The sequence below is a fragment of the Streptomyces sp. NBC_00376 genome (assembly GCF_036077095.1).
GTDB lineage: Bacteria > Actinomycetota > Actinomycetes > Streptomycetales > Streptomycetaceae > Streptomyces.
Genome location: NZ_CP107960.1, coordinates 7,419,120 through 7,434,099, shown reverse-complemented (window position 1 = coordinate 7,434,099; position 14,980 = coordinate 7,419,120). Strand labels below are relative to the sequence as shown.

At 73.1% G+C, this 14,980-nt stretch carries 12 protein-coding genes; 3 read left to right on the top strand and 9 right to left on the bottom strand.

From position 1 onward, the window contains the following. Nucleotides 1–29: 29 nt before the first annotated feature. Nucleotides 30–563 (bottom strand): NUDIX domain-containing protein, encoded by a 534-nt coding sequence (locus OG842_RS33460; protein ID WP_266735565.1) that lies wholly within the window; start codon nt 561–563, stop codon nt 30–32. Nucleotides 564–620: 57 nt separating this feature from the next. On the opposite strand from OG842_RS33460, the gene OG842_RS33455 reads away from it, so the two are divergent. Beyond that, entirely contained in the window at nt 621–1,427 is an 807-nt protein-coding gene (locus OG842_RS33455; protein ID WP_266735567.1) for a M15 family metallopeptidase, read from the top strand. A gap of 128 nt (nt 1,428–1,555) precedes the next feature. Next, entirely contained in the window at nt 1,556–1,918 is a 363-nt protein-coding gene (locus OG842_RS33450; protein ID WP_266735568.1) for a DUF962 domain-containing protein, read from the top strand. Between the two features lie 115 nt (nt 1,919–2,033). Here OG842_RS33450 and OG842_RS33445 read toward each other — a convergent pair whose 3' ends face one another. The 4 genes from OG842_RS33445 to OG842_RS33430 are packed head-to-tail and all read right to left on the bottom strand — an operon-like array spanning nt 2,034 to nt 6,318. Continuing rightward, a complete protein-coding gene (locus tag OG842_RS33445) occupies nt 2,034–2,639 on the bottom strand; it encodes a GTP-binding protein (RefSeq protein WP_266735569.1) in 606 nt (201 codons plus the stop codon). Then, the gene (locus OG842_RS33440; RefSeq protein WP_266735571.1) at nt 2,620–3,042 is read right to left on the bottom strand and encodes a DUF742 domain-containing protein; all 423 of its coding nucleotides are present in this window, start codon (nt 3,040–3,042) and stop codon (nt 2,620–2,622) included. Before OG842_RS33440 ends, OG842_RS33445 begins: the two co-directional genes overlap by 20 nt. 7 nt (nt 3,043–3,049) lie before the next feature. After that, the gene (locus OG842_RS33435; RefSeq protein ID WP_259933457.1) at nt 3,050–3,493 is read right to left on the bottom strand and encodes a roadblock/LC7 domain-containing protein; all 444 of its coding nucleotides are present in this window, start codon (nt 3,491–3,493) and stop codon (nt 3,050–3,052) included. Further along, entirely contained in the window at nt 3,490–6,318 is a 2,829-nt protein-coding gene (locus OG842_RS33430) for a sensor histidine kinase (protein ID WP_266735573.1), read from the bottom strand. Before OG842_RS33430 ends, OG842_RS33435 begins: the two co-directional genes overlap by 4 nt. Nucleotides 6,319–6,796: 478 nt before the next feature. On the opposite strand from OG842_RS33430, the gene OG842_RS33425 reads away from it, so the two are divergent. Beyond that, nucleotides 6,797–7,267, top strand: a complete 471-nt coding sequence (locus tag OG842_RS33425; RefSeq protein WP_401875821.1) for a hypothetical protein — start codon at nt 6,797–6,799, stop codon at nt 7,265–7,267. Nucleotides 7,268–7,455: 188 nt separating this feature from the next. Here the strand turns inward: OG842_RS33425 and OG842_RS33420 are convergent, their stop codons facing one another. From OG842_RS33420 to OG842_RS33405, 4 genes are read right to left on the bottom strand one after another with little or no spacing between them, the layout of a single operon-like run. Continuing rightward, on the bottom strand, nt 7,456–12,270 hold the full coding sequence (locus tag OG842_RS33420) for a hypothetical protein (protein WP_266735575.1): 4,815 nt from the start codon (nt 12,268–12,270) through the stop codon (nt 7,456–7,458). A gap of 59 nt (nt 12,271–12,329) precedes the next feature. After that, complete coding sequence (locus OG842_RS33415; RefSeq protein WP_266735576.1) at nt 12,330–13,259, bottom strand: hypothetical protein; 930 nt, start codon at nt 13,257–13,259, stop codon at nt 12,330–12,332. Continuing rightward, nucleotides 13,256–13,435 (bottom strand): hypothetical protein, encoded by a 180-nt coding sequence (locus OG842_RS33410; RefSeq protein WP_266735578.1) that lies wholly within the window; start codon nt 13,433–13,435, stop codon nt 13,256–13,258. The genes OG842_RS33415 and OG842_RS33410 overlap by 4 nt, the downstream gene beginning before the upstream one ends. Beyond that, nucleotides 13,432–14,958: a hypothetical protein gene (locus tag OG842_RS33405; protein WP_266735580.1), complete on the bottom strand. Its 1,527-nt coding sequence runs from the start codon at nt 14,956–14,958 to the stop codon at nt 13,432–13,434. The genes OG842_RS33410 and OG842_RS33405 overlap by 4 nt, the downstream gene beginning before the upstream one ends. Nucleotides 14,959–14,980: the final 22 nt, after the last annotated feature.

The following is a 14,980-nucleotide window of genomic DNA, read 5'->3' as shown; positions in this document are numbered from 1 at the left end:
CGCGGTGTGCGGCACAGCCGTCGGGCCGGTCAGCGGTAGCCGCCGTCGAACCAGGTGCGGACGGCGCGGGTGTGCAGGGGGAAGGCCAGCTCGGCGGGTGCGCGGAGCAGCCGGAAGCCGGACGTCTCGTCGGTGGGCCGGGAGGGCGGGAGCGCGGTCGCGGGGCGTTCCGGGAGGAGGCCGAAGAGGAGGAGGTGGCCGTCGGGGGCGCTGAGGGCGTCGGCGAGGCGGACCTCCCGTTCGTCGGCCGCGATGCCGGTCTCCTCGCGCAGTTCCCGTACGACCGCGTGTTTCCAGTCCTCGTCGTGGTCGATGTAGCCGCCGGGAAGGGCGAGGCCACCCGGGTGGGGCGGGATGGTGCGGGTGATCACGACGAGGCCGGTGGAGTCCTGGCCGGTGACGGGGAGGAGGGCCACGGCGACCGGCAGTGGGTTGCGGTAGGCGGTGCTGCCGCAGGCGGTGCAGGTGCGGGGCCAGGCGGCGGATTCGGCCCAGGGGGCTCCGCAGCTGTCGCAGTGGGAGTCCTTGGCCGGTTGCTCGGGGTTGCTCCTGGGTACGGACACGCGCGGACTGTACCGGATCCTCCGGCGGACTCCCCCGCACTACTGAATTATGTGCTCATGACATCTCTCGCTTCCGCTTTCCGTGTCCTGGCGGCCGCTGCCGCCGCCCTGCTCGCCGTCACCGCCGCCGCTCCCACGGCTCGGGCGAGGCCCGAGCCGAAGGCGCCCGAGGAGTTCGTCGCGCTGAGCTCGGTGGATCCGACGATCATCCAGGAGATGCGCTACCCCACCGCCCACAACTTCATGGGCGTCCCGGTGGACGGCTACCGCAACCCGCTCTGCATCCTGACCCGGCCGGCGGCCAGGGCCCTGCACGACGCACAGACCCGGCTGCTGCGCCGGGGCTACTCGCTGAAGGTGTACGACTGCTACCGGCCGCAGCGGGCGGTCGACCACTTCGTACGGTGGGCGAAGGACCTCGACGACGAGACCATGAAGGGCGAGTTCTACCCCAGGGTCGACAAGACGCGGCTCTTCGCGGACGGCTACATCGCGGAGAAGTCCGGGCACAGCCGCGGCAGCACGGTGGATCTGACGCTGGTGAAGCTGCCCACGCCGCCGACCCCGCCGTACCGGCCGGGCGAGCCGCAGGTGCCCTGCTACGCGCCCGCGGCCGAGCGGTTCCCGGACGACTCCGTGGACATGGGCACCGGTTTCGACTGCTTCGACACGCTCTCCCACACCGACGATCCGCGTATCCAGGGTGCGCAGCGCGCCAACCGGCAGTTCCTGAAGAAGACGCTCACGGACGCCGGTTTCGTGAATCTGGCCGAGGAATGGTGGCACTACACCTTCAAGCCCGAGCTGTTCCCGGACACCTATTTCGACTTCCCGGTGGCCCGGCGGTCCGTCGCGGGGCACTGACGCGTCCGCGCGGAAGCGGGCGGCCGGGGCCACCCCCGTGGGTCCCGGCCTCCCGCTTCTTCCTCTTCGACGCGGATCGGCCGTATCCGGTTGCGGTCGAGGCGGCCCTCAGCAACTACGGTGCCCGTATGTCACAGCAGACGTTCGATTCGTACGAGGAGTTCTGGCCCTACTACGTGGCGATGCACTCCAGGGCCGCGACCCGGTGGGTCCACCTGACCGGCACCCTGACCGGTCTCGCGGTCACCGCCTACGGTCTGGCGCGGGGGCGCAAGCGGTACCTGGCCGCGTTGCCGCTGATCGGCTACGGGACCGCCTGGCCCGCGCATTTCCTGATCGAGAAGAACAATCCGGCCACGTTCGGACATCCCGCCTGGTCGCTCCGCGGCGACGCGCAGATGATCCGGATGATGCTGGCGGGGCGCGACGGGGAGCTGGCGGTGACAGCTGCCCAGTGGCTCGCCGACAACGGGTGCTGCCAGGAGTGTTGACGGCCGGTCACCGCAGGAGAAAACTCTTCGACCGGTGACGCGACGACGCGCGGCCCGTACCCCGGTCGGCGGGGGTACGGGCCGTGTCCGTCACCGTGCATGCGTCGAACGGGCGTTACGGGACGGCGGGCTCACGGACGCGTTCCGCACGGTCCACGGCGTGCTCCACGACGCCCACCAGTACGTCCCGTACGGAGCCGCGGTCGCGCGCGTCGCACATGACCACGGGCACCTCCGGGTCCAGGTCCAGCGCCGCCTGCACCGTCTCGACGGGGAACGTGTCGGCCCCCTCGAAGCAGTTCACGGCTACGGTGAACGGAATGGCCCGGCGTTCGAAGTAGTCGACCGCCGCGAAGCAGTCCTCCAGCCGACGGGTGTCCGCGAGCACGACGGCCCCGAGCGCGCCCTGGGCCAGCTCGTCCCACAGGAACCAGAACCGGTCCTGCCCCGGGGTGCCGAAGAGGTACAGCACCAGGTCCTCGCGCAGCGTGATCCGGCCGAAGTCCATGGCCACCGTGGTGGTGGTCTTGGTCTCCACGCCCGCCACGTCGTCCACCGGCCGGCCGGCCTCGCTGAGCCTCTCCTCCGTACGCAGCGGCCTGATCTCGCTGACCGCGCCCACCAGGGTCGTCTTGCCCGCTCCGAAGCCGCCCGCCACCAGGATTTTCAGGGTAACGGGCTCAACGGGCCGCTTCTTGCGGCTAGAGCGCCCGAAGGCCATTGATCACCTCGCGAAGAATGTTCACGTCCGGCAGCTCGGCCGGCGGAACGGGACGGGTCACGTGCACCAGCTCGTCCTCGACGAGGTCGCCGACCAGCACCCGGACCACCCCCACGGGGAGGTCCAGGCCGGCCGCGAGCTCCGCGATCGACTGGGGCATGCCACTGCAGAGTTCGACGATCTCCACGTGTTCCGGGGAGAGCGTCTGGTCCCGGCCGGGGTCGTCGGCCTCGGGTTCGGGTACGACGATCGCGATCAGGTCGAGCCGATGGCGGGAGGCGCTGCTGGTTCGGCCCCGGGTCATCGCGTACGGACGGACCACCGGGCCCGCCTCGGCGTCGTACCAGCGCGAGGCCCGCGGGTCGGCGGGCGTCGCCGGAGATTGGGTGGAGTCAGCGCTCACCGTCCACTCACCCCCCGGCGGACAGACCGGTCGTCCGGGGGGCGTTGGCCAGGTGGGCGCCGACGCGCTTGACCATCAGCGTCATCTCGTAGGCGACCTGGCCGACGTCCGAGTCGGCGTCGGCCAGCACCGCGAGGCAACTGCCGTCACCGGCCGCCGTGACGAAGAGGAAGGCCTCGTCGAGTTCGACGACGGTCTGGCGGACCCGGCCCGCTTCGAAGTGCCGTCCGACGCCCTTGGCGAGACTGTGGAATCCGGAGGCGACGGCCGCCAGATGTTCGCTGTCCTCCCGGGTCAGGTCCTTCGACGTGCCGGTGGCGAGGCCGTCGCTGGAGAGCACCAGCGCCTTGTGGATGCTGGCGACGCGTTCGACGAGTTCGTCGAGGAGCCAGTTGAGCTGGCCGGAGCCCTGCCGTGCGGCGTTGGTTGCTGCGACGTTCGGTGCGGTCATCGACCGTCCCCTCCCGGAGTGGTTCCTTGTGCTGTTTCACCGGGGCCGGTCACGTCCTCGGCGTTCTGCCGACGGCCACGCTGCCAGCCGCGTTGGAGCGAAGCCATCCGGCTGCGCACCTCTTCCGCATCACGTTCGAAGTCCTGGTCCGGTTCCGTCCGGGCCGGCTCGGGATCGCGGACCACCGTTTCCTCGCGCAGTTGCGGGACGAGGCTGGCCTGCCGGATGCGGCGGGGCAGGCCGCCCACGGTCTCCCGCGTTCTCGGGGCTCCGGGCGACGCGGACTCCTCGGGTGCGGCGGGTCCGGCTGGTTTCCGGAAGCCGGTGGGCTGCCGGGGTTCGACGGGCGTGAAGCCGACGCCGGGGCCCTCCGCTTCGGCGGGGCCCGTCGGGGCGTCCCGCTCGGCGGCCGTGGGATGGGCGCGGCCCGCCTCGTCGACCCGGCGGCCGTTGTCGGCGACCAGGGTCGGCGGCTTGCGGCGGGGCAGTGGCGCCGGACCGCCGGGGCGCATCGGCCGTACGCCGGCCGGCGGCTCCGGCTCCTGGTCCGTGGTCTGCTGGTGCTGTTCGCGGTCGGCGTCGCGCCGGAGGTCGCGGGAGCGGAAGATGCCGCCGCGCCCGCTCTCGGTGTCGTCGAGGTCGGAGGCGCCGCCCAGCAGGGGTTCGAGCAGCGGGTCGAGCACGGGGTCGCTCTCGAAGCCCAGTGTTCCGACGGGGCCTTCGAGCTCGATGGGCCCGTCCAGGAGGGCCGGGTCGACCAGGCCGGTCGGAACGGGGGCAAGGCCGGAGGGCCTGCCGGTGGCGCGGCGGTCCGGTGCGCCGCCCCCGCGGTCCTGGCCGCCGCCGGACCCGTCACCGGCGGTCCGGCCACCGCTGCCGATCGCCCGCTCGGCCCGGCGGTCGAGGCGGAAGCCGGTGCCGTGCGTCTCCGGGGCGTCGGTGAGCAGCGCCGCCGGGATGAAGACGACGGCGGTCGTGCCGCCGTACGGAGAGGTCTGCAGCGAGACGCGGACGTTCTGGCGCTGCGCGAGACGGCTGACCACGAACAGGCCGAGCCGGTCGGTGTCGGACAGTTCGAACTCGGGGGTCTCGGCGAGCCTGAGGTTGGCGTCCAGGAGGACGTCGGGGGCCATGCCGAGGCCGCGGTCGTTGATTTCGAGCGTGAAGCCGTTGGCCACGCGTTCGCCGAGCACCTGGACCGCGGTGTGCGGGGGCGAGAACACGGTCGCGTTCTCCAGGAGTTCGGCGATCAGGTGGGTCAGGTCGGCGACGGCGGGGCCGCCCACCCCGATCCGGGCCAGTCGGCGGACCTCGATCCGCTCGTAGTCCTCGACCTCGGCGACCGCCGCCCGCACCACGTCCATCAGCTGGATCGGCTTGCGCCACTGCCGGGACGGGGCCGCGCCGGAGAGGATCACCAGGCCCTCGGCGTGGCGTCGCATGCGGGTGGTCAGGTGGTCGAGGCGGAAGAGGTCCGCGAGTTCATCGGTGTTCTCGGTGCGGCGCTCCATGGCGTCCAGGAGCGTCAGCTGCCGGTGCAGCAGGACCTGGTTGCGGCGGGCGAGGTTGACGAAGACCTCGGAGACGCCACGCCGCATGTCCGCCTGCTTCACTGCGGCCTCGACGGCCGCCCTTTGCAGGGTGTTTAGGGCCTGGCCGACCTGGCCGATCTCGTCCCGCTCGTACTGGAGGTGCGGGGCTTCGGTCTCGACGTCGACCTGCTCCCCGGCGGCGAGCCGGCGCATCACGCTCGGCAGCCGTACGCCGGAGACCTCATGGGCGTCCTTGCGGAGCCGGGAGAGGTCCCGGATCAGTTCACGGCCGATGCGTACGGAGACGAACACCGAGGCGATCAGGGCGAGGAACCCGAGGACGCCCGCGATACCGGCCTTGATCAGGACGCTGTAGCCGGCGGGCTTGCTGCGGTCCTGGAAGCGGTTGTTCATCTCAGTGGAGTCGTTGGCCAGCCGGTCCAGGACCGGCGGGGCCGCATCCTGCCAGCGCTCGGCGTCGACGGCGCGCGGGTCCTGGGTGGGACCGCCCTCGATGAGGGTCTTCTCCGCCGTCCGCAGCGGTTCGCTGTCCGGGCTCGCCCAGTACCGCTCCACGCGTTGGCGCTCCGCGGCGGGAAGCGCGTCGACGTTGATCTCGTAGAGCAGTTCGCGGTTTGCCACGAGGTCGGATATCTGGCGCAGTTCGGCGGCGGTGAGCCGTCCGGCGATGAGTGACGAGGCGACCAGTGCGTCTTCGCGGGAGAGCATTTCGCGGGCTCGTGAGATGCCGACCAGTGCGCGGACCTGCTTGTCCATCGATACGTTCTCCATCGTGCGGAGACCGGTGAGGAAGCGATAGCAGGGGTCTATGAGCCGGTTGTAGAACTCCATCGCCTTGGAGCGGTCGATGGTGCGCCGGTCGACCGAATCACGCAGCGCGCCGAGCCCTTCGACCGTGCCGAGGATCGAATTCAGCTGGGCGCCGTCGTCGGAGCTCAGCGCGTCGCGGATGTCCTGCTGCCGGGCGCCGTCCTTGACGCCGTTCAGGACGCGGTCGGTGGCCGCTCGTTGGCGCTGCAGGAGCGGGAGGGCGTTGGAGGCCCTGGGGTCGGCGAGGAAGACGAGGGTCTGGCGGCGTTCGCTCTGAATGGCCCGGACGGTGTCCTCCAGCGGATGACCGACCTTCTCCACCACGGTGCCGGCGCTCAGCAGGCGACCGGCCTCCCGTCCTGTCAGGAAGGTGGCGAATCCCCAGAGCGCGGTGAGGGAGATGAGCGGCACCAGCAGCAACGCCACGATCTTCCTGCGGATGGACTTTCCGCGAAAGCGCATGGACTCCCCCAGCTCGACCCCGCGGGGCGGGGGTCGTGTTCCGTCAATAAACGGCGCGAGCCTACTACTGACGGAGTAGCAACTCGAAGAGACATCCGGACGATTTTCAGCCGCGCTGTCCGGTGTTGGCCATGGGTTGTCCTGGTATTCCGTGCGATGAAATTCGCGAAAGCGGCAGAAGAGACCTGCCAGGGCTTCATTTTGATCGTTTGGGCAGTTGGCTGGAATCCTTCGCTTCACGCCGGTTCAGGGGAATCTTCACGGCCGTTGACTCGTCTCTCTGTACGGGGCAGGGGTAACACGGGGAGAGCCGGGGCCGGTCAGGCGGGATCATGGTCCGGGGGCGCCATGCGCGTTCCACCGGGCGGACAGTGCGGGGCAGGGGTTCGCGAGGCAGGACGGTCCGATCCGCCCGCGTAGAAACGGCGCATGCCGGGCAGCAACCCTGAAGTCGGACAGTGGTGGGGAGTTGAGAGCCTTGAAGACGGAACAGCGTCGGGGCGCGGTGTCGTCGGCACCGGCCACGACGGCGAACTCGGCGGCGGGCGGGGCGAAGATCCCGCGCCAGCAGCTGTGGGTGGAAGAACCCGCGGGCCGGCGGCGGATGCCGGATCCGGTCCGTAGGTCCGCCGTGCGTGCCGTTCTCATCATGTCGCTGACGATCATCCAGGCCATGGTGGCGTTGCTGTGCACGCTGGCCGGGTCCTGGCTGGCCTTTCCGATGGTGCTGAGCAGTGTGGGCAGCACCGTGGTCGCTACCTGGTCGGTGCTGGACGTGTGGGTGACCAGGCAGGTCTGGAACCAGCGCAACGGCGTGGTTTCGGTGCCGAGCAGTTCGGCGCGGCAGCTGCGCCGTGAGCGTCGCAGAGCGCGGCGGGCGGCGCGGGCCGCGCAGCGGGACGAGGCGCGGATACGCCGCCGGGGCACGGAAAGCCTCTCCCGGGCCTGAGCGCCGCCGGGCCGTGGGTGTGCTCGGGCCCGAGCACACCTGGGCCGCAGGCGCCCTCGCCCTCGGGGCTGGGCGCCCCGCCCGGGCGGCGGGCGTGCTCGGCCTTTCGGACCGCCCCGCCTCTCCTCTTCCCGTCCGGCCCTGTCCCCGAAGGAACGCCTCGGTGCGTTCCCTCGGGGTCCCCGCCCCTACTCGCCGGAGGAAGCCGGGGCGGGGACCGGGGCGGTGTCGGGCGATGTGGTGGCGCGCTTGAACATGCGGGTGGCGGTGATCTCGCCGTGCACCGTCTCCCCGTTCGGGTCCTGCTGCGGCAATCCGGGGCGCAGGTGCTCCTCCACGCTGATGTACTTCAGCCCGGCACGCAGATCCGCGTCGTTGCGCAGCCGGATGACCAAGGGGAATTCGGCGAGCGCCGTGGTGTCGAACAGCCCGGTCGTGTAGAGGAGTTGTACGCCCAGGGCATCCGACACCGCACGCTGGAGCTCCAGCAGATAGGTGGCGTTGGCGCGGCCGATGGGGTTGTCCAGGAAGAGCGTGCCCGCGTGCCGGTGCTGGTGGCGGTCACGGCCCCGGTCGTTGCTGCGCAGCGCGGCCATCGTGCAGTACAGGGCGATGGCGGCGGTGAGGAGCTGACCGCCGGAGAAGACGTCGCCCATCTGTCCGACCGGGACGCGCTCGGCGCGCAGCACCGCGTCGGGCTTGAGGATCTCCACGGCGATGCCCTTGGGCTCCAGCGCCGCCTGCACCCCGCGCAGCAGCAGGGACATGCCGTCCCTGCGCAGGTCGGAGTTCTTCTTCAACGCGGCGCGGGTCGCCTCGTCGACGACCTCGCCGAGCCGCTCGGTGAGGGTCGCCTGGTCGGGTTCCTCGAAGCGGATGCGGAGGAATTCCTTGCCCGACCACTCCCCCAGTCCCTCCGGGAGCTGGGAGAGCCGCTGGGCGGAGCGCAAGGTGGTGAGCGCGGACTCCACGAGGCCGCGGAGCCGGTCGACGATGGAATCGCGGTTGCGCTCCAGCTGGGCCAGCTCGTCGGTGAGCACCCGGAGCCGGGGCGCGAAGGCGGCGGCCCACTTCTCGGCGTGCTCGGGCAGCGCCGCGGCCGGCAGCTCACGGATCTGCTGACGGGCGGGGGTGCGTACCTGTTCGTAACGCGTGGAGTTGGCGTGCCGTACGAGGACGTCGCTCGCTTCCCGTACGGCGCTCTCGGCGGCGGACAGGTCGGTGGCGCAGCCGCGCAGTGAGCGGCGGGCCTCGGCGGCGGACTGCCGGGCCTCTTCGAGGCTGCCCGGGTAGGGCTCGGGGGCCTCGGTGTCGTCGTCCGCGCCGTGGTCCCGGAGCAGGTCGCGCAGGAGCGCCGCCGTCTCGTCGAAGCCGCCTGCCGAGTCCTCGGAGGTGCGGTGGGCGTGCAGCAGCTCGGCATGGGCGGCGCGGGCAGTGTCCAGGGTCGCGGTGGCGGCGGCCAGTTCGGCCGTGGCGGTGCGCAGGAGGGTCTGGGCCTGGTCGGCGTCGGCGGGGACCAGCTCGTCGGGGAGTTCGGTGTGGTGGGACTCGCCGTCGGCCGGGGCCAGGCGCTCGGCCTCGCCACGGAGCCGGCCCAGCTGCTCGCTCGCCGTGGAGGCCCTGGTCTCCAGGAGCTGGACCAGGGACTCGGCACGGGCGGCGGCTGCCTGCCGGGAGGGGCCGTCCGCGCCGTCGGTGCCTTCGAGGAGTTGGGCGGCGCGGGTGCGGACCTTGTTGGTGAGCCGGTCCAGTTCGGCGAGGGCGGCGCTCTCGTCGCTCTCCGCGCGGGCCTGTTCGGCGCGCAGATCGGCGCCGACGCCGACCTTCTCGTACAGCTGGGACGCTGCCCGGTACGCCTCGCGCAGCGCGGGGAGCGCGGGGCGCGGGCCGTCGTCCGCGGGCTCCGGCAGGTGCTCGGGGGCGCCCGCGATCTCCGCCCGTTCGGCACGCAGGGCGCGGGCGGTGCGGCGGGCGTCGTCGGCGGCGCGCTGGGCGGCCCGGCGGTCCTCGTCGGCGGCGCGGGCCCGCTCCAGGCAGACGGTGGCCCGCGCTTCGGATTCGGCCGCCTCGTCGACGAGTTCACGGAGCTTCACCTGCCAGCCCGCGCGTTCGCGGAGCCGGTACGCGAGGCCCGCGAGGGCGTCGGCGGCGCGGCGGGCCCGCTGGGCGGCCTCCTGACGCTCCTCACGGACGCGGGCGGTGTCGGCGGCGGCCTCGTCCGCCTCGGCGCGCACCGTACGGGCCTCTGCCAGCTCGGCCTCGGCGGTCCGGACGGCCGTGCGGGCGGCGCCGGCGGCCTCGGCGAGTTCGGCGAGCATGCCGGGCGGGCAGTCGGCCCGCCAGGAGCCGATGCGGGCGGCGAGGGAACGGTCGCCGGTGAGGCGGGCCGCGAGGGTACGGATGTCCTCGTCACGGGCGGCGGTCCGGCTCCTGAGGGCCTGGCGCTCCTCGTCGGCCGCGTGCTCGTCGTGCATCGCCGGGTTCGGCGGGACGAGGAACACCCCCTCCGTGCTCGCCGCCGCCCCCGTGCCGGCGGCCGGGACGGGCGCGAGCAGCGCGGCGGCGGTGCCGACGGCGACCGCGGAGCGCGGCAGCAGCGCGGCGCCGCTGAGGACCTCGCGGGCGCGGGCGTGCGAGTCGGGGTCGGTGATGACCACGCCGTCGACGAGTTCGGGACGGGCGGCGAGTACGGCCGCGTGGTCGGCGGGGTCGACGGCCTGGGCGAGGTAGCGCCAGCCGGGCAGCGCAGGGATGCCGTGCTCGCCGAGGTACTCCACGGTGGCCAGGACGTCGGGGCCGGGCGGCAGCAGCCCGCCGTCGCCGAGCGCGCCGAGGATGCGGGAGTCGTCGGCGGCCGCGGTGCGCAGTTCGAAGAGGCGGCGCTCGGCGGAGGCGATGGACTGGTCGAGCAGTTCTCGCAGTTCGTCGGCGCTGCGGTCGAATTCCTGGGCGGTGAGCGGCTGTTCGGGGGCGGTGGCCTGTTCGGCCGTGACGGTGTGCGGGCCGTGGGCCGCCTGGGCGGGCCCGCCCGTTTCGTCCGCTCGGCCGCTCGCTTCCGCCGGGACGGTCCGGCGGTCGGTGGCGTCCGTGCCGTGCGGGCCGTCCGGGGCCGTTCCGGCCGCGCCCCGGCGGGGCCTGGGCACGCCGCTGCCGTGGGCGGCGGGCAGGCCCAGCAGGTCGGCGAGGCGGTGGTCGGCGGCGATCGACTCGGCGGCCCTGAGCTCGGCCTCGTAGGACTGTTCCGCGCCCTGTGCGGCATCGGCGGCGCGAGCCGCCGCGAGTTCGGCGCGGCTCTCGGCGGCCGCGGCCTCCCTGGCCACGTCGGCCGCCGAGCGGGCGGCCTCCCTGGCAGTGTCCCACGCGGCGACGGCGGAGGTCTCGGCGTCGCTGGCGGCGAGGGCGGCGCGGGCCGGATCGGCGTCCGGCGCGGTGTCGTCGAGCCAGCCGGCCCGTACCGCCTGTGCGGTCTCCTGCTCGACCTCGGCGAGGCGCTGGCGCAGATGTCCGGCCTCGCTGCGGGCGCGCTGGGCCTCGGTGGCGGCGGTGGTGGCGTCCCGGTGGGCGGTCTCGCCCGCGCTCTGGAGGGCGTCGGAGCGCTCCTCCTCCTCGTTGGCGACGGTCTCGCCGGCCTCGGCGGCGGTGTGCAGCGCCTGTACGAGGTCGGCGGCGGCCTTGGCGCGGGCGGCGAGCGCGGGCGCGGCGTCCCGCTCGGCCTCGCGGATGGCGACGGCCACCCGTGCGGAGCGGTCGGCGGCGGCGCGGTGGCGGAGCACGGCCTCGGCGGCCTGCCAGGCGGAGTGCAGGGTGCGGGCGTCGACCAGCTCGCGGCGCTGGGCGGCGGCGCTCTTCTCCGCCGCGGTCAGGGCCAGGGAGGCGTGCCGGTAGGCCAGTTCGGCGGCGATCAGGGCGCTGCGGCCGCGCGCCTGCTCGGCCGTGGTGACGGTGTGCGCGGCGCCCGTCACCTGCTGGGCCAGCTCGGCGGTCCGGCCGCGTTCCTCCCGGGCGCGGGCGGAGAGCCGGCGGGCGAGCGTGCGGGTGCGGCGCTCGGCGCCCGCATGGATGTCCCGGGCGCGGGAACGGGTGCCGGCGGCCTCCACGATCCGGCCGAGCAGGTCGACCGAGCCCGCGGTGAAGTCGCGTTCGGCGGTGAGTTCGGCGCGGCGGCCCAGCTTGTTGCCGAAGCCGCTCACCAGGTCGGCGAGGCCGTCGGTGTCGCGGGTGTCGGTGACGGCGCGGAGCAGCAGGTCGGTGAAGTCGGAGTCCTTCTTGACCGCGAAGAGCCCCGCCGCCTCGCCCTCGTCGGCGTTCATCTCGCGCTGGTAGCGGAAGAGTTCGGGGTCGAGTCCGAGGTCTCCGAGGTGTTCGTTCCAGCGGTCGTGGATCTCTTCCCAGTGCACGTCGAGGTGCTGGTAGAACTTGCCCGCCTCGGTCAGGGCGTCACGGAAGCCCTTCATCGTGCGCCGTCGGCCCTGCGCACCGGAGACGCCTTCGGCGGGCCGGCGTACGGAGGTGGCCTCGGCGACCGGCAGGGAGTCCAGGCTGAGGCCGGGTCCGGGCCGGAAGGAGTACCAGGCCTCGGCGAACTTCCGGGGGTCGTTGGAGACCTGCCGGCCGCGCCATTCGCTGACCTTGCCGACGACCACGCACTCGCCGGTGAGGGTGTGCTGCCACTCCAGGGCGACGTGTCCGCAGTCGTCGGCGAGCAGGAACTTGCGCAGCACGCCGGAGCTGGCGCCGCCGAGCGTGTTGCGGTGGCCGGGCAGCATCACCGAGAAGATCAGCTTCAGCAGCACCGACTTGCCGCCGCCGTTCTCCAGGAAGAGCACCCCGGCGGGGGCGGGGCGGCGCGGCGGGCCTACCGGCTCCTCCTCGAAGAACTCCGCCTGGGCCGGCGCGGGGTTGGGCACGGGCTCGCCCACTCCGCGCAGGTCAAGCACGGTGTCGGCGTAGCGCGCACCGGCAGGCCCGATGGAGTAGAGGCGGACCCGGGACAGCTCGTACATGGCGGCGGACTCTCGTCGTTCAGGCAGCGGGGGGAGACGGCGGTGGTGGGGCGGGCCGGTCAGGCGTGGAAGGGCAGACCGGCGTCGGCGGCCAGCTCCAGGTCGTCGGCGTCGGGCGGCGGCAGCAGCGTCGCCGTGCCGTCGGTGACCGGTACGACGCCGAGTTCCAGCAGTTCGGCCATTGCGGCGCTGCCGGCCATGTCGCGGACCTGGAGCTGGTAGCGGGCGGTGGTGCGGAAGGCGCCCCCGGCGTCGTCGCCGGTGCGCTGGAGGAAGCCGGAGTCGGTGAGGAAGGCGACGGCCTTGCCGACGATGCCGGTGGTGGAGCCGGCCAGGCGGCGGGCGTCCTTCGTGGCGCCGGTGGAGCTGCGCCGGGCGTAGATCCGCCAGGCCGCTTCGAGTCCGGGGGCGTCGGTGGCCGGGTCGGTGTTGTCGCCGTGCTCCTCGGCGCGCTCCTCCAGCCGGTGGCACGCCTGGCGTACGAAGGAGTCGACGCCGTTGACCGTGATCCGGCCGATGTACGCGTCGTCGGCGAGGTCCTCGGGGCGGGGGAAGGCCATCGCGGCGACGGCGAGGTGCGCCAGCCCGTGCAGGAAGCGGTCGGCGGAGTCGGAGGAGGCGCGGCGGGCGTAGTCGCCCATGCGGACCGCGAAGACGGAGTCCTCACCGGCGGTCACGGCCATGCCCGCGCGGGTGGACACCTCCAGGACGACCAGGCCGAGCCCGGTCGCCACGGCGTCGGCGAGCCGGGCGAAGGCGGGCTCCTCCCGGTAGCGGCGGAGCAGTTCGGCGTATTCGGCGTCGCGGGCGGGCAGCAGCTTGGGCTGGAGGCCGAAGGCGACGAGCCGGGCGGCGTCGGCGGCGTCGGCCGGGGTGACGGAGGGCGTGGCCGCGGGGACCACCGGGTCGACGGGGCCGGTTACCTCGGTCGCGTACGCGGCGGTCGGCTCGCTCCACGCGTCGGCATGCTGTGCGCGGTGGTCGCTCACGACTGTCGCTCCTTGCTGCGGAAACTCTTCGGTACGAGTACGGGTACGGGGTGGACGGCGCCGGCTCTCGCGGCGGTCTTCCCGGGCGGCACGGTCCCGTCCGTGGCCGCGGCACGGGTACCGGCGGGGGCCTGCCGGGTCGGCGCGCGATGCGGCGCGCGCACCGCGCCGGTCATGACGCCTCCGTGCGGTCGGCGGCCATCCCGGCCGCGTCCAGCAGGGCCGTGCCGACGATCAGGTCCGCACCGCCGAACTCCGGGTCGTCGAGCTGTGTGCCGTCGTCGACGGAGAACAGCAGCCGCTGTTCGCCCTGGCGGTATGCGGTGCCGACCGGCGGGCTCGCGGCGTGCACCGCGAGCAGGGCGACCAGATAGGGCAGTTCGGGATCGCGGCGCCGGGCCTCGGCGAGGAGTCCGGATAGACGTCGCGGGGCGTCGTGCTCCAGGTCCAGGAGCTCCATGGCGCTCGCGAGCTGCTCCTCGCTGAACCTGCTGTCGTCGGGGGTGGCGATCAGATCGGGCTCGGGCATCTCGGCGCCCAGGTGTTCCCGCTCCAGGGGCGGGGTGAGCAGCATGTCGACGAGGTCGCCGACCCTGACCGAGGTGGGGGTGCGCAGTCCGGTGCCGCGGGCGAAGAAGGCGTCGGTGACGCGGATCGCCTGTTCGACGGGGAGCGGCAGCAGCGGGGCGACCAATTGGCCGTACAGGTCGAGGCCGGTGTGGGCGGTGGGGGCGGCGAAGGCCTGCCGGTCCTGCTCGGCGCGGAACAGCGGTCCGGCTTCCAGCAGGCGGGACTGGAGCTGGGTGTGGCGGCGGATGCAGTCCTTGACGATGTCGACGAGCTCGGCGGCGCGGCGCTTGTGCTCGGGCTCCTCCGCCTCGTCGCGCGCCTTGCGGATGTTGGTGAGGATCGCGTTCTCGTGGCGGTAGCGGTCTGCGACGTGGTCCAGCGCTTCGGCGATCATGTCGGGGACCGCGTTGAGCCAGTCGACCGCACGGACGTTGCGCCGGGTGGCCTCCAGCGTCTTGCGGAGGGTCTCCGCGTACTGCACGGTGCGGTAGCGGGCCTGCTCGGCGGCGAGCTGGGCGTCCGCGAGGCGGCCCCGGCTGATGAGGACCTCCAGCTTCACCTCGGCGGCGATCTGGGCGCTGGTGACGTCCGTGTCGAGGGCACCGACCAGGACGTTGACCGCTTCGTCGGTGGCGCGGAGGTAGACCGTGCCACCGTATCCCGGGACCTCTTCGATCAGCTTGAAGTCGTAGTCCCGGCGGACGTAGACCCCGTCGGGGCCGAAGGTGCCGTACACCGCGCGGAATCCGCGGTCCACGCTGCCGACGTTGATCAGGTTCTCCAGCACCCAGCGGGCGACCCGTTCGTGCTCGGTCACCGGACGGCCCGGGGCCTGGGCGGCGACGCGGGGCAGCAGTCTGGTCACTATCTGGTCGTGGTCGGCACCCGTGTCGAAGTCCATGTTGAGGGTGACGAGGTCGATCGCGGCGAGCGCGACTTCTGCCATCGCGTAGACCGTGTACTCACCGGCCAGATTCGCCTTGCGCACATCGAGATCGTGCAGCGGCGCCGTGCAGGCGAGCGCGCGCAGCCGCCGCGAGAGCCCCTCGTCGGCGGCCGGGCCCGGGGCGGGCCGCGGCCCCGCGCTGAGCTGGGGCGCAGCGTTGTCCGTGTAGGCAGGCGAAGTCACGGTGCACAGATTAGGTCCTCGG